The sequence below is a fragment of the Lutaonella thermophila genome, assembly GCF_055387725.1.
On record NZ_AP043783.1, the window covers coordinates 1,568,423 to 1,584,676 of the forward strand.

Below are 16,254 nucleotides of genomic sequence, written 5' to 3' on the forward strand. Positions count from 1 at the left end.
AAAGTTATTTTAGCAGGAAAATTACTTAAAGCTATAGCCTTCAGAGTAATTATTCATCCATTGTTTAAGTACAAGTAATGACCAAATTGCGTTGTATCTATTCCATTTTCCGCTTAAGTGTTCGTTTACAATTTTAGTAACGTTTTGTGGTTTAATGCCGGGTATTTTAGACATCTCTTTTTCACTAAGTTCAGATAAAACAAAATCTTTTAGTTCAGATTTAAACCATTCTTTAAAAGGCATGGTAAATCCAGCTTTAGGTCTGTCAAAAACTTCTTTGGGTACATGTTTGTATAAAATATCTTTTAGTATTCTTTTTTGATTGTTTTTGTAAAACTTAAATTCTGTAGGTAGTCCTCTTGCAAATTCAACAACTCTGTGATCCATTAAAGGAGACCTAGCTTCCAAGGAGTAAGCCATCGTAGCTCTATCAACTTTAGTATTTATATCAAAATTCAAGTAAGTCTTGATGTCAAATCCAGAAACACGCTCATAAATATTTTTTTTTGAGTTGAGTAAGTATTTAAGTTCATCGAAATCATTTAAGTCATAAACAGTATTATATACATACGGAGTAGGGTTGAATAGGGTGCTTAAATAAGCATTTTCAACAGTATTTTCTCTAATAACCCTTGAAATTACTTTGGGTTTATAATGAGGTAAAAGATTTAATAAATTAGAGCCAGCTTTACGCATAAAGCCGGGAAAAGAATATATCTTAGTCAAATATTTTACCCACATATACCTATGATAACCTAAAAAAATCTCATCACCTCCATCACCAGATAAAGCTACAGTAACATTTTTTCTTGTATGTTTTGCTAATAACATTGATGGGATTGCAGACGGATCTGCAAAAGGCTCATCGTAAAAATGAGTGAAATTTTCAATTAAGTTTATTCCATCACTGTAATTACATTCAATTATATGATGTTCAGAGTTTATGTGATTAGCTACTTGTTTTGCATAGATGCTTTCATCAACCCCTTCTTCGTTAAATTTTACAGAAAATGTTTTAATTTTTTTTGCGGTAGATTTTGTTGCTAAGCTTGCTACTATGGATGAATCAACTCCTCCTGAAAGAAAAATTCCAACAGGAACATCTGCAAATAGTCTGCTTTTTACAGCATCTTTTAATAAAGATTCAAGTTCATTTTGAGCTTCGGTGTAATTAGTATACGAATAGATTTGGTGATTATTTGAGTCTATATCCCAATAATTTGAAATATTAAATTCGTAATTTGATAAATTCAAATTGAAATAATGCCCTGCAGGAAGTTTTTTTACTTCATTAAAAATTGAGATGTTATCGGGAATATAACCCCAAGATAAATAACTTTGAATAGCTTTATTTGAAATTGTTAGTGCTTTATTATAAAGCCGTATTGAAGATATTTGGCTTGCAAATTCTATTTTGTTGTTTTTTAAATAATAATAAAAAGGTTTTTGACCTAATCGATCTCTAGCACCAAATAAGATGTTTTTCTTTACATCGTATATAACAAAAGCAAACATTCCATTAAAAAGAGATAAACATTCTTCATTATATTCTAGATATGCAGCACAAATTACTTCTGTATCGCTATCAGTTTTAAACTTATAACCTTTTTTAATTAAAGACTTTCTTATACTTTTAAAATTATAGATTTCTCCATTAAAAACAACGTGGATTAAATTTTCATAATTGAAAGGTTGATTAGATCTGGCATCTAAGTCAATTATTGCGAGTCTATTATGCCCTAGAATTAAGCTTTGATTATCATTTAAGGAGAATTCTTTAAAACTTGTTTTGTCGGGTCCTCTAAAATTAGTGCGGTCAAGTTTAGTAATTATTTGTTCTTGGCTATATTTAATTGTAGTACCGTATATTCCACACATGTATTGAATTATTAATGGTTGATTTAAATGTTATTTAGTTTCAGTTCCTGTGTTATTTATTAAGTTTATGAATAAATTTTCATATTGATTAAGAATTTTTTTTCTGCTAAATTTTTTAACTACTGATTCTCTTACTTGTTTAGGGGAAATAGGCTTATAATTATTTATAGCAGCAATAAATTCATCATCGGTTTCAACTAAAAAACCATTTACTTTATGAGTTATAATTTCTTTTGTGCCACCAGGGACATTATAGGCAACGGCAGGAACACCTACAGAAAGGCTCTCAAGTAAGGCATTAGGAAAACCTTCAACAAAAGATCCCTGTAAAAACAAATCACTTTCTAATAAATATTTTTGAACATTTTTTGTAAAAGGTATATAATTTACTTTGTTAATTAGGTTTAGTTTTTTAATAATATTAAAAATCTCTTCCTTTTGAGGACCATCTCCAATTATTGTATAGTTGAAAGGTCTAGAAATTTTACTTAAGCACAATAATAATCTTTCATATCCCTTTTCTTCACTTAATCTGCCAACTGTAATTAAATTAATTTTTTGGAAGTTATTAACTTCTGGTTTAACACTAACGTTTTTTGTTATAGGATTGTTGATAATTTTAAGATTGTTAGAATCAATTTTATATCTATTTTTAAAGTCTAAGGCCATATCTGTAGATTGGCATACAATAGCATCTACCCATGGGTAGCTAAGCCTTGCTAATTTGCCATAAATACTACTCTTTTTTTTAGAGAATTTGCTCATAACCCCTATAACACTAGCCTCTCTAATAACAAACTTAGTTTTAGTAAAATATGGAGATAGGAGGGCCATTACAGTATTTAAATGGCCAATAGAGCTAAAAGCTATTTGCGGTTTAATTTTTATTAAATAGTAGATAATTTTTGGGACAGCAAACAGAACTCTTTTTTTGTTTAAAAAAATGGTTTTGGCTTCATTAAAATCATATGCTGCATCTTTTTCACTTCCTGTAACTAATAAATAAGCATCAAACTTTTCTGGATCAATGTTATTAGCCAGAAAAGAAAGTATTCGTTCTGCGCCACCGGCCGTAAGTGTAGGGAGTAAAAATAAAATTTTAATCTTTTTCAAATTAGTTTAAGTGCTTGATTACTTTTTTTATGTTTATTTCTTTTATTTTTTGAGCAGGATTTCCGGCTAGCATGATGTTATCTTCTTCAAAACTTTTATTAACAACAGCATTGGCTCCTATAGCAATATTATTACCAAGTTTAATATTTCCGTAAATTTTTGCCCCCGGACCTATATATACATTGTCTCCTATTTGTGGAGCTTCTGGTTTACCACCAGACGCACCAATATTAGTGCAGGCATGAATTCTACAATTTTTTCCAACTTTAGCGTTAGCGTTAATTACAATTGTTCCGTAATGCACAATAGCTAATCCTGGACCAAAAACATTAATGGGAATAGAAAAACCAAGCTTTACAGATAGTTTTCTAAATTTATATTTAAGGTACAAACGATAAATTTTACTAAAAAAACCGTTCTTGCAATTAGTATAATACTCAAGTTTTCTGAGGGTTTTTTGGAATGAAAATATATAATCAGGAAAAAAGAAAAGAATTAACTTTCTCTTATAATTTAAATTATTAATTCCTAATGCTTTTTTGTCGGCTTCAAGGTACTCTTTATATATATGGTAATTAGTAATCATAACCGATTTTATTTTCAAATTTATTATCTATTAAATAACCAATATATACAAATAGTACCATTGCATATGGTTGATTAAGAACAGATTGAAGACTAATCATAAAAATATACAACGTAAGTAAGATGGTAACACAAAAAAATCGGTAATTGGCTTTAATTTTTAGAGATCTAACCATATAAATAAATAAAATAGAGATAAAAAAGATAAAAGCGAAAACGCCTGCATCTGCCCATATACCAAAATAAGTATTATGCCCTTTAACACTTACAAAAAAATCTACTCCATTGCCTAAAAAGGGGTTTTTATATATGTATTGCATTAGATTTTGTAAAAGGTCTGTTCTGCCAGAAGTATCTACTTCGGTAAAATTAAGTGTTAAAACATTGGCAAGGTTTTCTATTTTAGCTTGTTGATGTACACTTAAATTTAAATCTGCAGTAAGCTTTGGAAGGTTTACTATAAAAATATACCCAATAAATAAAGCGCCAAATAAAAGTAGAACTCTTTGTTTGGTAAAAAACTTATGGTTTAGCAATAAAAATACTATGGTAAAAGTAGTTAGGCCTGTTGTAGAAAAAGTTTGTGTTAGTGCATAAAAGGTAACCAAAAGCGTTACGACTTTAAATATTTTTTGATTACGGTTTTTTGGTTTAAAGTAATAATAAAAGAGAATAAATGCTATTATAGCAACCATTGCTGTATTGTTTGCGTCACCATAAACCCCTTGGGCTCTGTGAAGAGAATATTTATATACTTCTCTGATTCCCATATCAAAATTTAATTTGAAGAGAATGATGGTTAAAATGGAAGAGATTACAAAACCAAATGTAATTACCTTAAAAAAATCCTTTCGGTATTCTTCAATACTTAGTAATAAGTAAAAAGAGATAAAATAAATTACGCTTATTAAAGAAACTAATATGTTAAAATCGTGATCGTTAATAATAGCTGCTATTGTTGCAATTATATAGTAAAAAAAGTAAAAAATAATCCAAAGTTTAGCCGTTTTAGAAAGGTTGTTTATTTGAATTCTTTTTAAAATTAAAAAGATACCAACCAAAAGCAAAATAACATTGCTGTATGCTACAAGCTGTGCAGCTGTTAACGATACAAATATTCCGGCAAAATCCTGAATATTTAATACGTTAGAGGTAATTGGCCAAAAAAAGCACAGGTATATTATCCATTTATTCACTAAGCTAAAATTTCATTAAAAATGTTTATGTAATCATCTATTACGGTGTCTATTTCAAATCGTTTAAGTGATTTTAAGCCGTTTTCCCCAAATTTTTTTCGTAAATCTTTGTCAACAATCAATTTTTCTAGTCCTTCACGCATTTTTTCAATATTTTGATCTTCAATTAACAACCCATTATTGTTATGCTGAATTATATCTGAAGGGCCAGTTACACAATTATATGCAATGCAAGCCATACCTTGCGACATAGCTTCTAATAAAACCATAGGCAAACCTTCATATCTGGATGACAAAATAAAAATGGAAGATTCTTGCATTAATTCGGGAATGTTTTTAATAAAACCTGTAAATATAATTTGGTCTTCTAGTTTTTTGTCAGAAACTAACTTTTGTAAAAAAGGTAAGCCCTCGTTTCCGCTACCTACAATTTTTAGTTTCCAATCGTGATGTTTTTTTAGAATGGGCTCTACTATGGTTATTAAATTATCAAAACCTTTATGATGGTAACGGTCTAATTTACCTATTGCCAGAATTACTCTTTTTCTGTTTTGAGGGAGCTCTGCTAATGGTTTAAATGTACATGGATTAGGCATAACTTTAACATTTACTCCATATTTTTTGTAGTAAGGCACATCATAAGAAGTTAAAACAGTTACTAAATCGGCTTTTTTGTATAATTTTTTTTTGGTGAAAAGACTTAAAAACTCAGGCCCCATGTTTCTTTTATAATTATTATGCTCTGCAGCAATAATTTTAATATTATAAAACTTAGCTACTACAATAGCTATAAGGCTTGTAAGTGTTATAAAAGAGATTATTATATCTGGCCTGTTTTGTTTTTTTCTATAGAATTTTAAAAGATTAAAAAAACTTCTTAAAGTATGGTTTGGTATAATTCCTTTATCTAAGCTAACTCTATTAAGGTTTCGGTCAATTATATATTCTTCTCCTTTATTAAGCGTTATAATTCTTACGTTAATGCCAGGACGCTTAATAAAGCTTGATGCCAAAAGCAAAAGAACTCGCTCAGCACCACCACCTCTTAGTGTACTAATTATTAAATCAATTTTCATTAAAATTTGCTTTCTTAATTAACTTACGGTACTGTAATCTAGTAAAACTAAAATAAATAAAACTACTTATAGTGTATACTGTAGCAGTACTTACAGCCAGGCCATAAATGCCATATCTTTTTACAAGATAAGAGTTTAAGGCAATATTTAATATTAGGTTAAAAAGTGATGCCCAGGCCATAAATTTATTTTTATTGATACTGGTTAAAAACTTAACTAATATTAAGGTACATAGGTAAAAGGGAACATAAAGAAGTAGTATTTGTTGAATATTGGCAACCACTAAAGTGTCGTCTGCATCAAAAGCATTTCGCTCAAATAAAAATGATATTATTTCTTTAGAGAAGAATGCAAGAACACTAATAACGAGAGCAGCGCCTACAAAAACTAACAATAAAATTCTAAAAAGCTCTTTGTAAGCTTTTTTTAAATCTTCATTGATTTTTCTTGAAAAATGTGGTAATAAAACATTTCCCATGGCAATAATTAAAATTGTGATAATTATTGCCGGTATTTTCGCGCCGTAACTTATTGCTGTAATAGAACCAATAGCTAGTTGTGCAGCAAAAAAATGATCAACATAATTGTTTAAAGCAGATAGAAGGCCGGATGAAATTTTAGGAGGTAACTGCTTTAACATTACAATTACATTACTGTTTAGTTTAGGCCTACTTATTTTAAGAACTTTGGTTTTTATCGAGATAAAGAGTAAGTATAAAAACTCCAAAAAACATCCGGTAAGAAGACTAATTGCTAATACCATTTCTTGTAGCTCTTCTTTTAAAAAAATTAAGAAGAGAATAATTGTAATTGCAGAAAAAATTGATGATATGGTTGAATAAAAAAACCTGCTATAAACTTCTAATAACCCACTTAGTAAAGACGAAAATCCCCAGAAAAATAAACAAGGCAATACTATATACAGTTGTTTTTTAACAAGGGCGTAATAAGATTCTGTATGCCCCGGATAAACTAAATCTAAAAAAACATCTGTAGATAAAAAAGCTATTAATACTGCAAACAGAGCAATAGAGAAAGTTATTATGAAAACAACAGACTGAAAGGCAGCAACATTTCCTTTATTTTTAAGCTCATTAATATAGTTGGGAATGAAAATGTTTTTTAAAGCGTTAATAAAAACACTTTGAATAAAAGAGGGCACTAAAAGAGCAATTAAAAAGGTGTCTAAAATTTCGGATAGACCAAAAGAACCTGCTATTAATGTTTCTTTGTAAAAAGCTACGAGCTTAACAATAACAGTAATAAACCCAACTAATAAAACATTACGAATAAGCGGATTTTGGCTAGAGGATTTTAAGTATGATATTATTTTTTTTATCAAAGTCTCACAGCCTTTTTAAATTAGATTTAGCAGTTGTTAAAACACCCTTTACATCATAAATGATACCTGTATCAGTTAAATAGTCATTAACGTTAATTTTCAAAAATTCTCTATGAGCCACTGTTAAAACAACAGCATTAAATTTTTTAGACGGAATTTTGGTTACGGTTGTTATACCATACTCTCTTAATACTTCATCAGGATTAGCCAAAGGGTCATGAACTGTAACGGTTACTCCAAAAGATTGTAAATGCTTTACCACATCTATAACACGCGTGTTCCTTACGTCCGGGCAGTTTTCTTTAAAGGTAAATCCTAAAACTAATACTTCGGCACCTTTTATTAAAATATCGTTCTGCGCCATAAGCTTAATAACTTCAGAAGCTACGTATTGCCCCATGCTATCATTTAATCTCCTTCCGGCTAATAAAATCTCAGGATGGTAGCCTACTTCTTGTGCTTTCTGAGCTAAATAGTAAGGATCTACACCAATGCAATGTCCGCCAACCAATCCGGGTTTAAAGGGTAAAAAATTCCATTTAGTACCGGCTGCCTCTAATACTGCTTGGGTATCTATATTTAATAGATTAAAAATTTTAGCAAGTTCATTTACAAAAGCAATGTTAATGTCTCGCTGGGCATTTTCTATAACTTTTGCTGCTTCTGCAACTTTAATTGATGGAGCTAAATGCGTACCGGCAGTAATTACAGATGCGTACAGAGCATCTATTTTTTTTGCTATTTCGGGAGTAGAACCCGAAGTAACTTTTAAAATTTTATCTACTGTGTGTTCTTTGTCGCCGGGATTTATTCGCTCTGGAGAGTATCCAACAAAAAAATCTTGGTTAAATTTTAAACCACTAATTTTTTCTAAAACAGGTACGCACTCTTCTTCAGTTACACCAGGATATACAGTAGATTCATAAACAACAACATCTCCTTTTTTTAATACACCGGCAACAGTTTCACTTGCTTTATAGAGTGGTGTTAAAACCGGTCTGTTATTTTTATCTACAGGAGTAGGAACTGTTACTATATAAAAATTACATTCTTTAATTTTAGTAACATCGTTCGTACAAAAAAGTCCACTTTCATTAAAATCATGACTGTTTTGTAAAACTTGTTTTAGCTCAGACTCATTTACTTCTAACGTACTATCTATGCCTTTTTGAAGCTCAGTTACTCTATCTTCATTTATATCAAAACCAATAACAGGATACTTCGTTGCAAACAAGCGTGCAAGTGGTAAACCTACATACCCAAGACCAATAACACATATTTTATTCATTCTTTTTTCCTATTTGATAGTATTCAAAGCCTTTTTCAGGCAGATTTAGGTTGCTGTATTGGTTTCTACCGTCAAAAATCACCGGTGTTTTTAATTGAAGTTTAATTTCTTCAAAATCCGGCGATCTAAATTCTTTCCATTCGGTGAGTAATAGTAAAGCGTCTGCTTCTTTTAACGTATCGTATTTAGAGTTATAATAGTTTATGTTTTTAACATCTTTTAAATAAAAATGCTTGGCCTCTTCTATAGCTTTCGGATCGTATGCTTTAATAGTTGCCCCTCTGTTTGTTAGTTCTTTAATAATGTAGATTGATGGAGCTTCGCGCATATCATCGGTTTCAGGCTTAAAGGCTAAGCCCCAAATAGCAAAGGTTTTACCGGATAAATCTTCTCCGAATCTGCTAACTACTTTTTTAGCAAGAACAAGTTTTTGTTTGTTGTTTACTTCTTCTACAGACGATATTATTTTAGGCACATAGCCATTTTCTTCGGCTAGTTTTTTTAGGGCTTTTACATCTTTAGGAAAACACGAGCCTCCGTAGCCAACCCCAGGATATATAAAGCTGTAGCCAATCCTAGAATCAGAGCCAATTCCAATTCTTACTTTATTAATATCTGCTCCCACTAACTCGCTAATATTGGCCATTTCGTTCATAAACGAAATTTTTGTGGCAAGCATTGCGTTGGCAACATATTTGGTCATTTCTGCAGAGCGAATATCCATTACAATAAATCGGCTGGTGTTAAGAAGGAAAGGGGTGTATAGTTCTTCCATTTTTTTGATGGCGTAATCACTTTCTGCTCCAATAACAACACGATCGGGTTTCATGAAGTCGCCAACTGCAGCTCCTTCTTTTAAGAATTCCGGGTTAGAAACCACATGAAATTCTATGTTTACACCACGTTTGTTAAGCTCTTCTTGAATAGTGACTTTAACCTTATCGCCAGTACCAACCGGAACGGTTGATTTATCTACCACTATTAAAGGTTTTTCCATTTCTTGACCAATTTGTTTGGCCACAGAAAGCACATATTGTAAATCTGCAGAGCCATCTTCTCCCATTGGAGTGCCTACAGCTATAAAAGCAATATCTGCTTTATCTAATCCGTCACGAAGTTTTGTGCTAAAATGGAGGTTGCCAAGAGCTACATTTTTTGCAACCATATTTTCTAATCCCGGTTCGTAAATAGGGATTATACCATTTTTTAAATCGTTAATCTTTTTCTCGTCAATATCTATACAAGTAACTCGGTTTCCCATTTCAGAAAAGCAAGTGCCGGTTACTAATCCTACGTATCCTGTTCCAATAACGGTTAAATTCATGTTTTATACTTTTACTTTTAAGTTTTTCCAATACCAGTTAACGGCTTCTTTTAATCCTTTTTTTATATCGTATTCCGGCGTATATCCTAAAAGCTCTTTTGCTTTTTCAATAGAAGCTAAAGAATGTGGGACATCGCCTTTGCGCTCCGGACCATATTTTACTGGTACAGAAGCTATTTTAGCATCAAATTCAGACAAATATTGTTTTAGGAGCGTAACCAACTCATTTAAATTGGTTCTTTCTCCATAGGCTACATTATATACGGTGTTTAATGCTTTTTTGTTTTCGGTTGCTAAACACCTTAAGTTTATTTGTATTACGTTATCTATATAGGTAAAATCTCTAGAGAAACTTCCATCTCCGTTAATGGTAGGAGATTCGTGTTTCATTAATTGAATTACAAATTTTGGAATTACAGCTGCATACGCTCCATTAGGATCTTGTTTTCTTCCAAAAACGTTAAAATAACGAAGTCCAATAGTATCTATTCCGTACGTTTTGTAAAAAACATCGGCATAAAGCTCATTTACATATTTTGTTATAGCATAGGGAGAAAGCGGTTTACCAATGGTTTCTTCAACTTTTGGTAAAGATTTAGAATCTCCATAGGTAGAGGAGCTGGCAGCATAAACAAAACGTTTAATTTTAGCTTCTTTTGCAGCTACAAGCATATTAAGAAACCCCGATACGTTTACTTCATTACTGGTAATGGGGTCGTTAATAGATCTGGGCACAGAGCCTAAAGCAGCTTGATGCAGCGCATATTCAACATTTTTTACAGCTTCTTGGCAGGTAGAAAAATCTCTAATATCACCTTCAATAAGCGTGAAATTTTTGTGATGCAAAAAAGGTTCAATATTTTCTCTTTTACCGGTTGCAAAATTATCTAAACAAACCACTTTGTTGTTTAGGTTTAACAGCGCCTCGCATAAGTTAGAGCCAATAAAACCAGCTCCACCGGTTACTAATATTGATTTGTTTGAAATTGTACTTGGGTGCAACGACGTCATTTTATATAATTTGCTCATCAAAGATGCCTAAATACTTGATTCTATGAACGATTTAAACAGTAAAAAGCTTTTAATACCGATTAAGTGTTTATTGTTGGGAAGAACTTTAAGCAAATATGATTAATAAAAATTTTAATTAAAAGAACTTTTTAAACTTTATAGTAGTTTTTATACCATTCTATAAATTTTTTTACTCCTTTGGCAATAGGAGTGTTTGGTTTGTAATTATAATCCGTAATTAAATCATCTACATTGGCCCAAGTTTTTTCTACATCTCCCGGCTGGAGTTCTAACATTTGTTTTTGAGCTTTTTTATGTAAGTTTTTTTCTATTTCTTCTATAAAATCTAACAATTTTACAGAGTTATTATTACCAATATTGTATACTTTATACAAAGCGTTTCTGTTTTCAACAGGTTTTTCTATCACTCTTACCACGCCTTCTGTAATATCGTCTATATAGGTAAAATCACGCTCCATATTTCCGTAATTAAACACTTTTATAGGCTTGTTATTAATAATTGCTTTGGTGAAAATAAACATAGCCATATCTGGTCTTCCCCAAGGGCCATAAACTGTAAAAAAGCGTAATCCGGTGGTGTAAATATTGTATAAATGACTATAGGTATGTGCCATTAGCTCATTACTTTTTTTGGTTGCAGCGTAAAGGCTAACAGGCTTATCTACCTGATCCGATGTTGAGAAAGGAATTTTAGAATTGAGTCCGTAAACACTAGAGCTGCTGGCATACACCAGATGTTTTATATTAAAATGCCTGCAACACTCTAAAAGGTTTAAAAAACCAACAATATTACTGTTAATGTAAGCGTCTGGATTTTCTAAACTATATCGCACTCCGGCTTGTGCAGCTAAATTGCAAACTATTTGAATGTTGTTTTTTGAAAACAAAGTCTCAAGGTTGGCTTTGTCTTCCAGATTAAGTTTAACAAACTTAAATTGATCACCATAAAGACTACTAGTAGTTTCATTATTATACTTTGAAGCGTCTTCTTTGTTTATACCAAGTTCTTGTAAACGAGCATACTTTAAATTAACATCGTAATAATCATTAATATTATCTAACCCAATAACAGTGTGATTGTTTTTTAATAAAGCTTGGCAAACATAAAAACCAATAAATCCGGCTGCTCCGGTAACAAGTATTTTCATTAATAAAATTTTTTTGTGCTGTTTACGTTATCAAATATATGATTTACAAGTAAATGGGGGACAATTAGGATTTAAAATGTTAAAATTATGATATAAAAAATCCAAAATGAACTTTTTCACGTAAATAGATGAGTTGAACGTTGTTTTATTGTTGATAACTTATTGATTTTTAATGTGATAATGTGGTGTTAAACCATTTTATTTGCATTATTCTTTAGCAACTGATGTGTATTTTGTCGAAAAAAAACAACAACTTAACGTGAAAATGAGATTAATAGCTAAATTGAAACCCCAGATCTTACAAAATGAAAAGAATTAGATTAAGTGTGGTTGTGCTGCTTACATTTTTATTTACCCTAACATTAACGCAAATATCTTGCACCAATGAAGACCAGTTCTTAACAGAAATAGGGGTAAATGAGTCTGCAGAAAACTCAGATGAAGCAGCTAATGAAGATGAAGAGAGTCAAGATGATTCAGAAAATCAAAATGATTCAGGAGACAATTCAGATGGAGGAAAAACTAACGAACCTCCAGTCTATGGCGAGCTAAAAGCATTCCCTTCAGCTTATGGAGCAGGAGCTTATACTACCGGAGGTAGAGGAGGAGTTATTGTACACGTTACTAACTTAAACGATAGTGGCTCTGGTAGTTTAAGAGAAGCTCTTAAAATGACTGTTCCTCGTATCATTGTATTTGATGTTTCAGGTGTAATTAACCTAAACTCAATGATTTACTTAAATGCATCTAACAGCAATGTTACTATAGCCGGACAAACTGCACCTGAAGGTGGTATTACTATAGACGGTAACAGACTGTATTTTGATGGTGTAGATAATGTTATATGCAGATTTATTAGGTTTAGAGGTGGTGTAGATGCAGGTAATGATCCTTTTTCTGCTGTTGGAAATATAACTAACTATATTTTTGACCATTGTAGCTTTAGCTTTGATGGAGATGAGACGGGAGATTGGAGTAACAATGACCCTGGAGATTTTATTGATAATATAACCATACAGCGTTGTATTTTTGGAGAAGGATCTAAAGGAGTATTGTTTGGCTCTACTTCACCGGCTACAGCAGGAGACCTTTCTTTTAATCATAACTTGTTTTATAACATTACACACAGAACACCAAACTCTTATGGGTATGGGCCTAATGCCAGAGTAGAAATAATTAATAATGTTGTTTGGACGATTGGTTGGAGATTAATAAGAGCTAATGGTGATCAAAAACTAAATCACATTGGCAATTATTATGACTTTGGAACTAACCCTATTCAAGACACTAAGCTAAATCTTTTTGCTTGGGAAAGTAATATTATGCCAGAGATATATACTTCTGGAAATAAAATTGTAGCTCAAAACACAGGAAGTCCTCTTACGTATTCTGTTTCTGAAATGAATACAGACAATACTAAAATGTGGAAGTTTTTCTTAGATGCAGGAGGATATGAAGCAGGAGATCAACTACCAAGTAATTATTTCACAGACACACAGCATCCTCTTTTAGGAGCAGCAACACCTATATTTAGTGCAGATGAAGCTTTTAATAATGTTTTAGCAGATGTTGGATGCAATAAAAGGTTAAATGCAGATGGTACTGTAAGTAGTAATGTAGATGAATTAGATTTAACATGGTTATCTATGGTTAACCAAGGACTGTATATACCAAGAGTATCTTCATCTAATTACAATGTGCCTTCTATTGCTCCAAATTACAGACCATCTGACTACGATACAGATAGAGATGGAATGCCGGATGTTTGGGAATTAGCAACTTTTGGTAATTTAGACAGAGATGGTTTAGGAGATTTTGACGGAGACGGCTATACAGATATTGAAGAGTTTTTAAATTTAGTAGATATTTAAAATTTAATGTCATCACACATTTTGATAGAGGGAGGCTTAAAAGCCTCCTTTTTTTATCTATTTAAGTGAGTAATTCAACGTTTTTTAATTGAATAACATTAGAGAACCAAGAAAATTCTCTATTTTTTAAAAAAAATGGGGTGATACATTACTTAAAAAAGCATTTTAATATTCCATCCGCAAATAAAATCTTAGTAGGTCTACTATTAATAGATTTTATTTTAATAATTACGCACACACTTTTAATTGTAATTCCTTCTTTTAGTGAATCTTTAAGACCTAATTTTAATATTCAACCTTTTTTGATAACCTATGATGGTGGGTATCCAGAAATATATCAATACCTTAAATTTTTAGGTATTATTGTAGCTATTACCTATATAATCTACTTTAAAAAAAGAAAAAACAAGAAAGCAAAAAACCATAAATACTTATTATGGGGTTTCCTTTTTTTATTACTTTTTTTAGATGACGCATTTCAACTTCATGAGCGTGTTGGAGCATGGTTTTCAGAACAATTTAATTCTGATTTTAATTTTTTAGGTCTTAAATCAACAGATATTGGTGAACTTATTTATATATTACTCATGGGAGGAATTTTATTAATTATTATTATTTACAGCCTCATGATTCATAAAGGAAAAAAATTTAAGAATAAAAGTTATGACATACTTTTTTTAATGGGTTTTTTAATTTTTTTTGGTGTAGGAGTTGATTTTTTTCACGGCATGTTTAGAGAAGGTAAATACGCTAATTATATTTTTGGTATAATAGAAGATGGAGGAGAAATGATTGCTTTAAGCCTGTTACTTTGGTATTTTGTATTTTTAGTATTTAAGGCAACAGGGAACAATAAATACTTACATAAATATTTTTTTAAAAGAAGAAAAAATTTTCAGATAACATAATTTAGAATTCAGTAAAGTATTTTAATAACAAGTTTCCCCAACCTAAAACAGTCTTTGTAGTTGGTGTATTACTTGTAATTAACATTAAATGCTTTTTAATTCTAGTACATTTCTGATTTTTTTCCCTACAGTATTCGTGCTGTATTGGGTTATACCCAAAAAGAATGTTAAACTTCAAAATGTTCTTTTGCTACTGGCAAGTTATGTGTTTTATGGCTGGTGGGATTGGAGGTTTTTATCATTAATTGCATTTTCAACAATTGTAGATTATTCTCTAGGTTTTTTAATAGATAAAAACGAAGGAAAAAAGAGAAAAATTTATCTGATTTGCAGTATTGTAGCAAACCTTTCTTTACTTGGTTTCTTTAAATACTTTAACTTTTTTATAGAATCTTGGGTTAATCTGTGGAAGATGTTTGGGTATGAGATGCCGGTTTCTACCTTAAATATAATTTTACCGGTAGGAATTTCTTTTTATACATTCCAAACAATGTCTTATTCAATAGATGTTTATAGAAAGCAAATAAAGCCAACCAAAAGCTTTATTGCATTTGCAACCTTTGTTAGTTTGTTTCCACAATTAGTAGCAGGCCCTATAGAAAGAGCTTCAAATTTAATTCCCCAACTAATAAAAGCTAGAAGCTGGTCGCACACAAAATTTAAAGAAGGTTTTTTTCAAATATGTGTAGGTTTTTTTAGAAAAGTTGTGGTTGCAGATTCAATAGCAGTTTTAATAGACGGTATTTATAACGAGCCGGATATTCATAACGCATCAAGCATTTTAATGGCTGTTATTCTATACTCGTTTCAAATATATTTTGATTTTAGCGGCTATTCTGACATAGCCATTGGAACGGCAAAACTCTTAGGGTTTGAATTTAAGCAAAACTTTAATCTTCCGTATTTCTCATCATCTATTACAGAATTCTGGAGAAGATGGCACATATCATTATCTTCTTGGCTTCGCGACTATTTGTATATCCCGTTAGGCGGAAACAGAAAAGGGGTTAAAATTCAGTATAGAAACCTATTTATAACAATGCTTTTAGGAGGATTGTGGCACGGTAGCTCTTGGAATTTTGTTATTTGGGGAGCAATTCACGGGTCTTTTTTAGCTACTGAAAAGAAATTTAGATTGGTTCCCAAACAATATAAGCTTGTAAATAACTTACTAATATTTGTTTTAGTAACATTAGTTTGGATTTTTTTTAGATCAGAAAGCTTTGCAGATACTGCTACTATACTTAGTAAGCTATTTAGTAATAACTATTTAATGCCCTATATAGGTGATGTTAATAAGTTGGTAACTGTAATTTGGGGTTTAATTTTAGCATTTACATTAGATAGCTATTTGTTTTTTAATAAAATAGATTTAGAAAAAATAGGGGCTCAATTCAAGGTGTTTCATTACATATTCATTATAGTATTTATTATAACTAACATTGTGTTGTTTTACTCGAGCGCTCAAAACTTTATTTACTTTCAATTTTAAC

General features: G+C 31.0%; 13 protein-coding genes. 3 read left to right on the top strand and 10 right to left on the bottom strand.

All coding sequences use genetic code 11. The features are described from left to right. Positions 1 to 21 precede the first annotated feature (21 nt). The 10 genes from asnB to ACZ5CF_RS07430 all read right to left on the bottom strand — a co-directional run bounded on the left by asnB (position 22) and on the right by ACZ5CF_RS07430 (position 11,982). Positions 22 to 1,878 carry an asparagine synthase (glutamine-hydrolyzing) gene (asnB, locus tag ACZ5CF_RS07385; protein WP_464578574.1) on the bottom strand — a complete coding sequence of 619 codons (1,857 nt, stop codon included), beginning with the start codon at positions 1,876 to 1,878 and terminating at the stop codon, positions 22 to 24. A 30-nt stretch (positions 1,879 to 1,908) separates the two neighbouring features. Then, positions 1,909 to 2,991: a glycosyltransferase gene (locus ACZ5CF_RS07390; protein WP_464578576.1), complete on the bottom strand. Its 1,083-nt coding sequence runs from the start codon at positions 2,989 to 2,991 to the stop codon at positions 1,909 to 1,911. Position 2,992: 1 nt separating this feature from the next. Further along, positions 2,993 to 3,577: a serine O-acetyltransferase gene (locus tag ACZ5CF_RS07395; protein WP_464578578.1), complete on the bottom strand. Its 585-nt coding sequence runs from the start codon at positions 3,575 to 3,577 to the stop codon at positions 2,993 to 2,995. Continuing rightward, positions 3,567 to 4,772, bottom strand: a complete 1,206-nt coding sequence (locus ACZ5CF_RS07400; RefSeq protein ID WP_464578579.1) for an O-antigen ligase family protein — start codon at positions 4,770 to 4,772, stop codon at positions 3,567 to 3,569. Before ACZ5CF_RS07400 ends, ACZ5CF_RS07395 begins: the two co-directional genes overlap by 11 nt. Further along, a complete protein-coding gene (locus ACZ5CF_RS07405) occupies positions 4,772 to 5,848 on the bottom strand; it encodes a glycosyltransferase family 4 protein (RefSeq protein ID WP_464578581.1) in 1,077 nt (358 codons plus the stop codon). Before ACZ5CF_RS07405 ends, ACZ5CF_RS07400 begins: the two co-directional genes overlap by 1 nt. Then, the gene (gene murJ / locus ACZ5CF_RS07410) at positions 5,838 to 7,190 is read right to left on the bottom strand and encodes a murein biosynthesis integral membrane protein MurJ (protein WP_464578583.1); all 1,353 of its coding nucleotides are present in this window, start codon (positions 7,188 to 7,190) and stop codon (positions 5,838 to 5,840) included. The genes ACZ5CF_RS07405 and murJ overlap by 11 nt, the downstream gene beginning before the upstream one ends. Positions 7,191 to 7,194: 4 nt before the next feature. Continuing rightward, the gene (locus ACZ5CF_RS07415; protein ID WP_464578584.1) at positions 7,195 to 8,478 is read right to left on the bottom strand and encodes a nucleotide sugar dehydrogenase; all 1,284 of its coding nucleotides are present in this window, start codon (positions 8,476 to 8,478) and stop codon (positions 7,195 to 7,197) included. Beyond that, a complete protein-coding gene (locus ACZ5CF_RS07420) occupies positions 8,471 to 9,802 on the bottom strand; it encodes a UDP-glucose dehydrogenase family protein (protein ID WP_464578586.1) in 1,332 nt (443 codons plus the stop codon). Before ACZ5CF_RS07420 ends, ACZ5CF_RS07415 begins: the two co-directional genes overlap by 8 nt. Before the next feature lie 3 nt (positions 9,803 to 9,805). Next, entirely contained in the window at positions 9,806 to 10,813 is a 1,008-nt protein-coding gene (locus ACZ5CF_RS07425; RefSeq protein WP_464580844.1) for an SDR family oxidoreductase, read from the bottom strand. A gap of 149 nt (positions 10,814 to 10,962) precedes the next feature. Then, positions 10,963 to 11,982, bottom strand: a complete 1,020-nt coding sequence (locus ACZ5CF_RS07430) for an NAD-dependent epimerase (RefSeq protein ID WP_464578587.1) — start codon at positions 11,980 to 11,982, stop codon at positions 10,963 to 10,965. A 305-nt stretch (positions 11,983 to 12,287) separates the two neighbouring features. Between ACZ5CF_RS07430 and ACZ5CF_RS07435 the strand changes: the two genes are divergently transcribed. The 3 genes from ACZ5CF_RS07435 to ACZ5CF_RS07445 all read left to right on the top strand — a co-directional run bounded on the left by ACZ5CF_RS07435 (position 12,288) and on the right by ACZ5CF_RS07445 (position 16,253). Continuing rightward, positions 12,288 to 13,853 carry a pectate lyase family protein gene (locus ACZ5CF_RS07435; protein ID WP_464578589.1) on the top strand — a complete coding sequence of 522 codons (1,566 nt, stop codon included), beginning with the start codon at positions 12,288 to 12,290 and terminating at the stop codon, positions 13,851 to 13,853. 140 nt (positions 13,854 to 13,993) lie between these two features. Then, a complete protein-coding gene (locus ACZ5CF_RS07440) occupies positions 13,994 to 14,761 on the top strand; it encodes a hypothetical protein (RefSeq protein ID WP_464578591.1) in 768 nt (255 codons plus the stop codon). A 187-nt stretch (positions 14,762 to 14,948) separates the two neighbouring features. Beyond that, positions 14,949 to 16,253 (top strand): MBOAT family O-acyltransferase, encoded by a 1,305-nt coding sequence (locus ACZ5CF_RS07445; protein WP_464578592.1) that lies wholly within the window; start codon positions 14,949 to 14,951, stop codon positions 16,251 to 16,253. Position 16,254: the final 1 nt, after the last annotated feature.

Coding starts and splice junctions, on each gene's coding strand:
- asnB (WP_464578574.1), bottom strand. CDS start 1,878: ATGTGTGGAATATACGGTACTACAATTAAATATAGCCAAGAACAAATA.
- ACZ5CF_RS07395 (WP_464578578.1), bottom strand. CDS start 3,577: ATGATTACTAATTACCATATATATAAAGAGTACCTTGAAGCCGACAAA.
- ACZ5CF_RS07405 (WP_464578581.1), bottom strand. CDS start 5,848: ATGAAAATTGATTTAATAATTAGTACACTAAGAGGTGGTGGTGCTGAG.
- ACZ5CF_RS07415 (WP_464578584.1), bottom strand. CDS start 8,478: ATGAATAAAATATGTGTTATTGGTCTTGGGTATGTAGGTTTACCACTT.
- ACZ5CF_RS07420 (WP_464578586.1), bottom strand. CDS start 9,802: ATGAATTTAACCGTTATTGGAACAGGATACGTAGGATTAGTAACCGGC.
- ACZ5CF_RS07425 (WP_464580844.1), bottom strand. CDS start 10,813: ATGACGTCGTTGCACCCAAGTACAATTTCAAACAAATCAATATTAGTA.
- ACZ5CF_RS07430 (WP_464578587.1), bottom strand. CDS start 11,982: ATGAAAATACTTGTTACCGGAGCAGCCGGATTTATTGGTTTTTATGTT.
- ACZ5CF_RS07435 (WP_464578589.1), top strand. CDS start 12,288: ATGAAAAGAATTAGATTAAGTGTGGTTGTGCTGCTTACATTTTTATTT.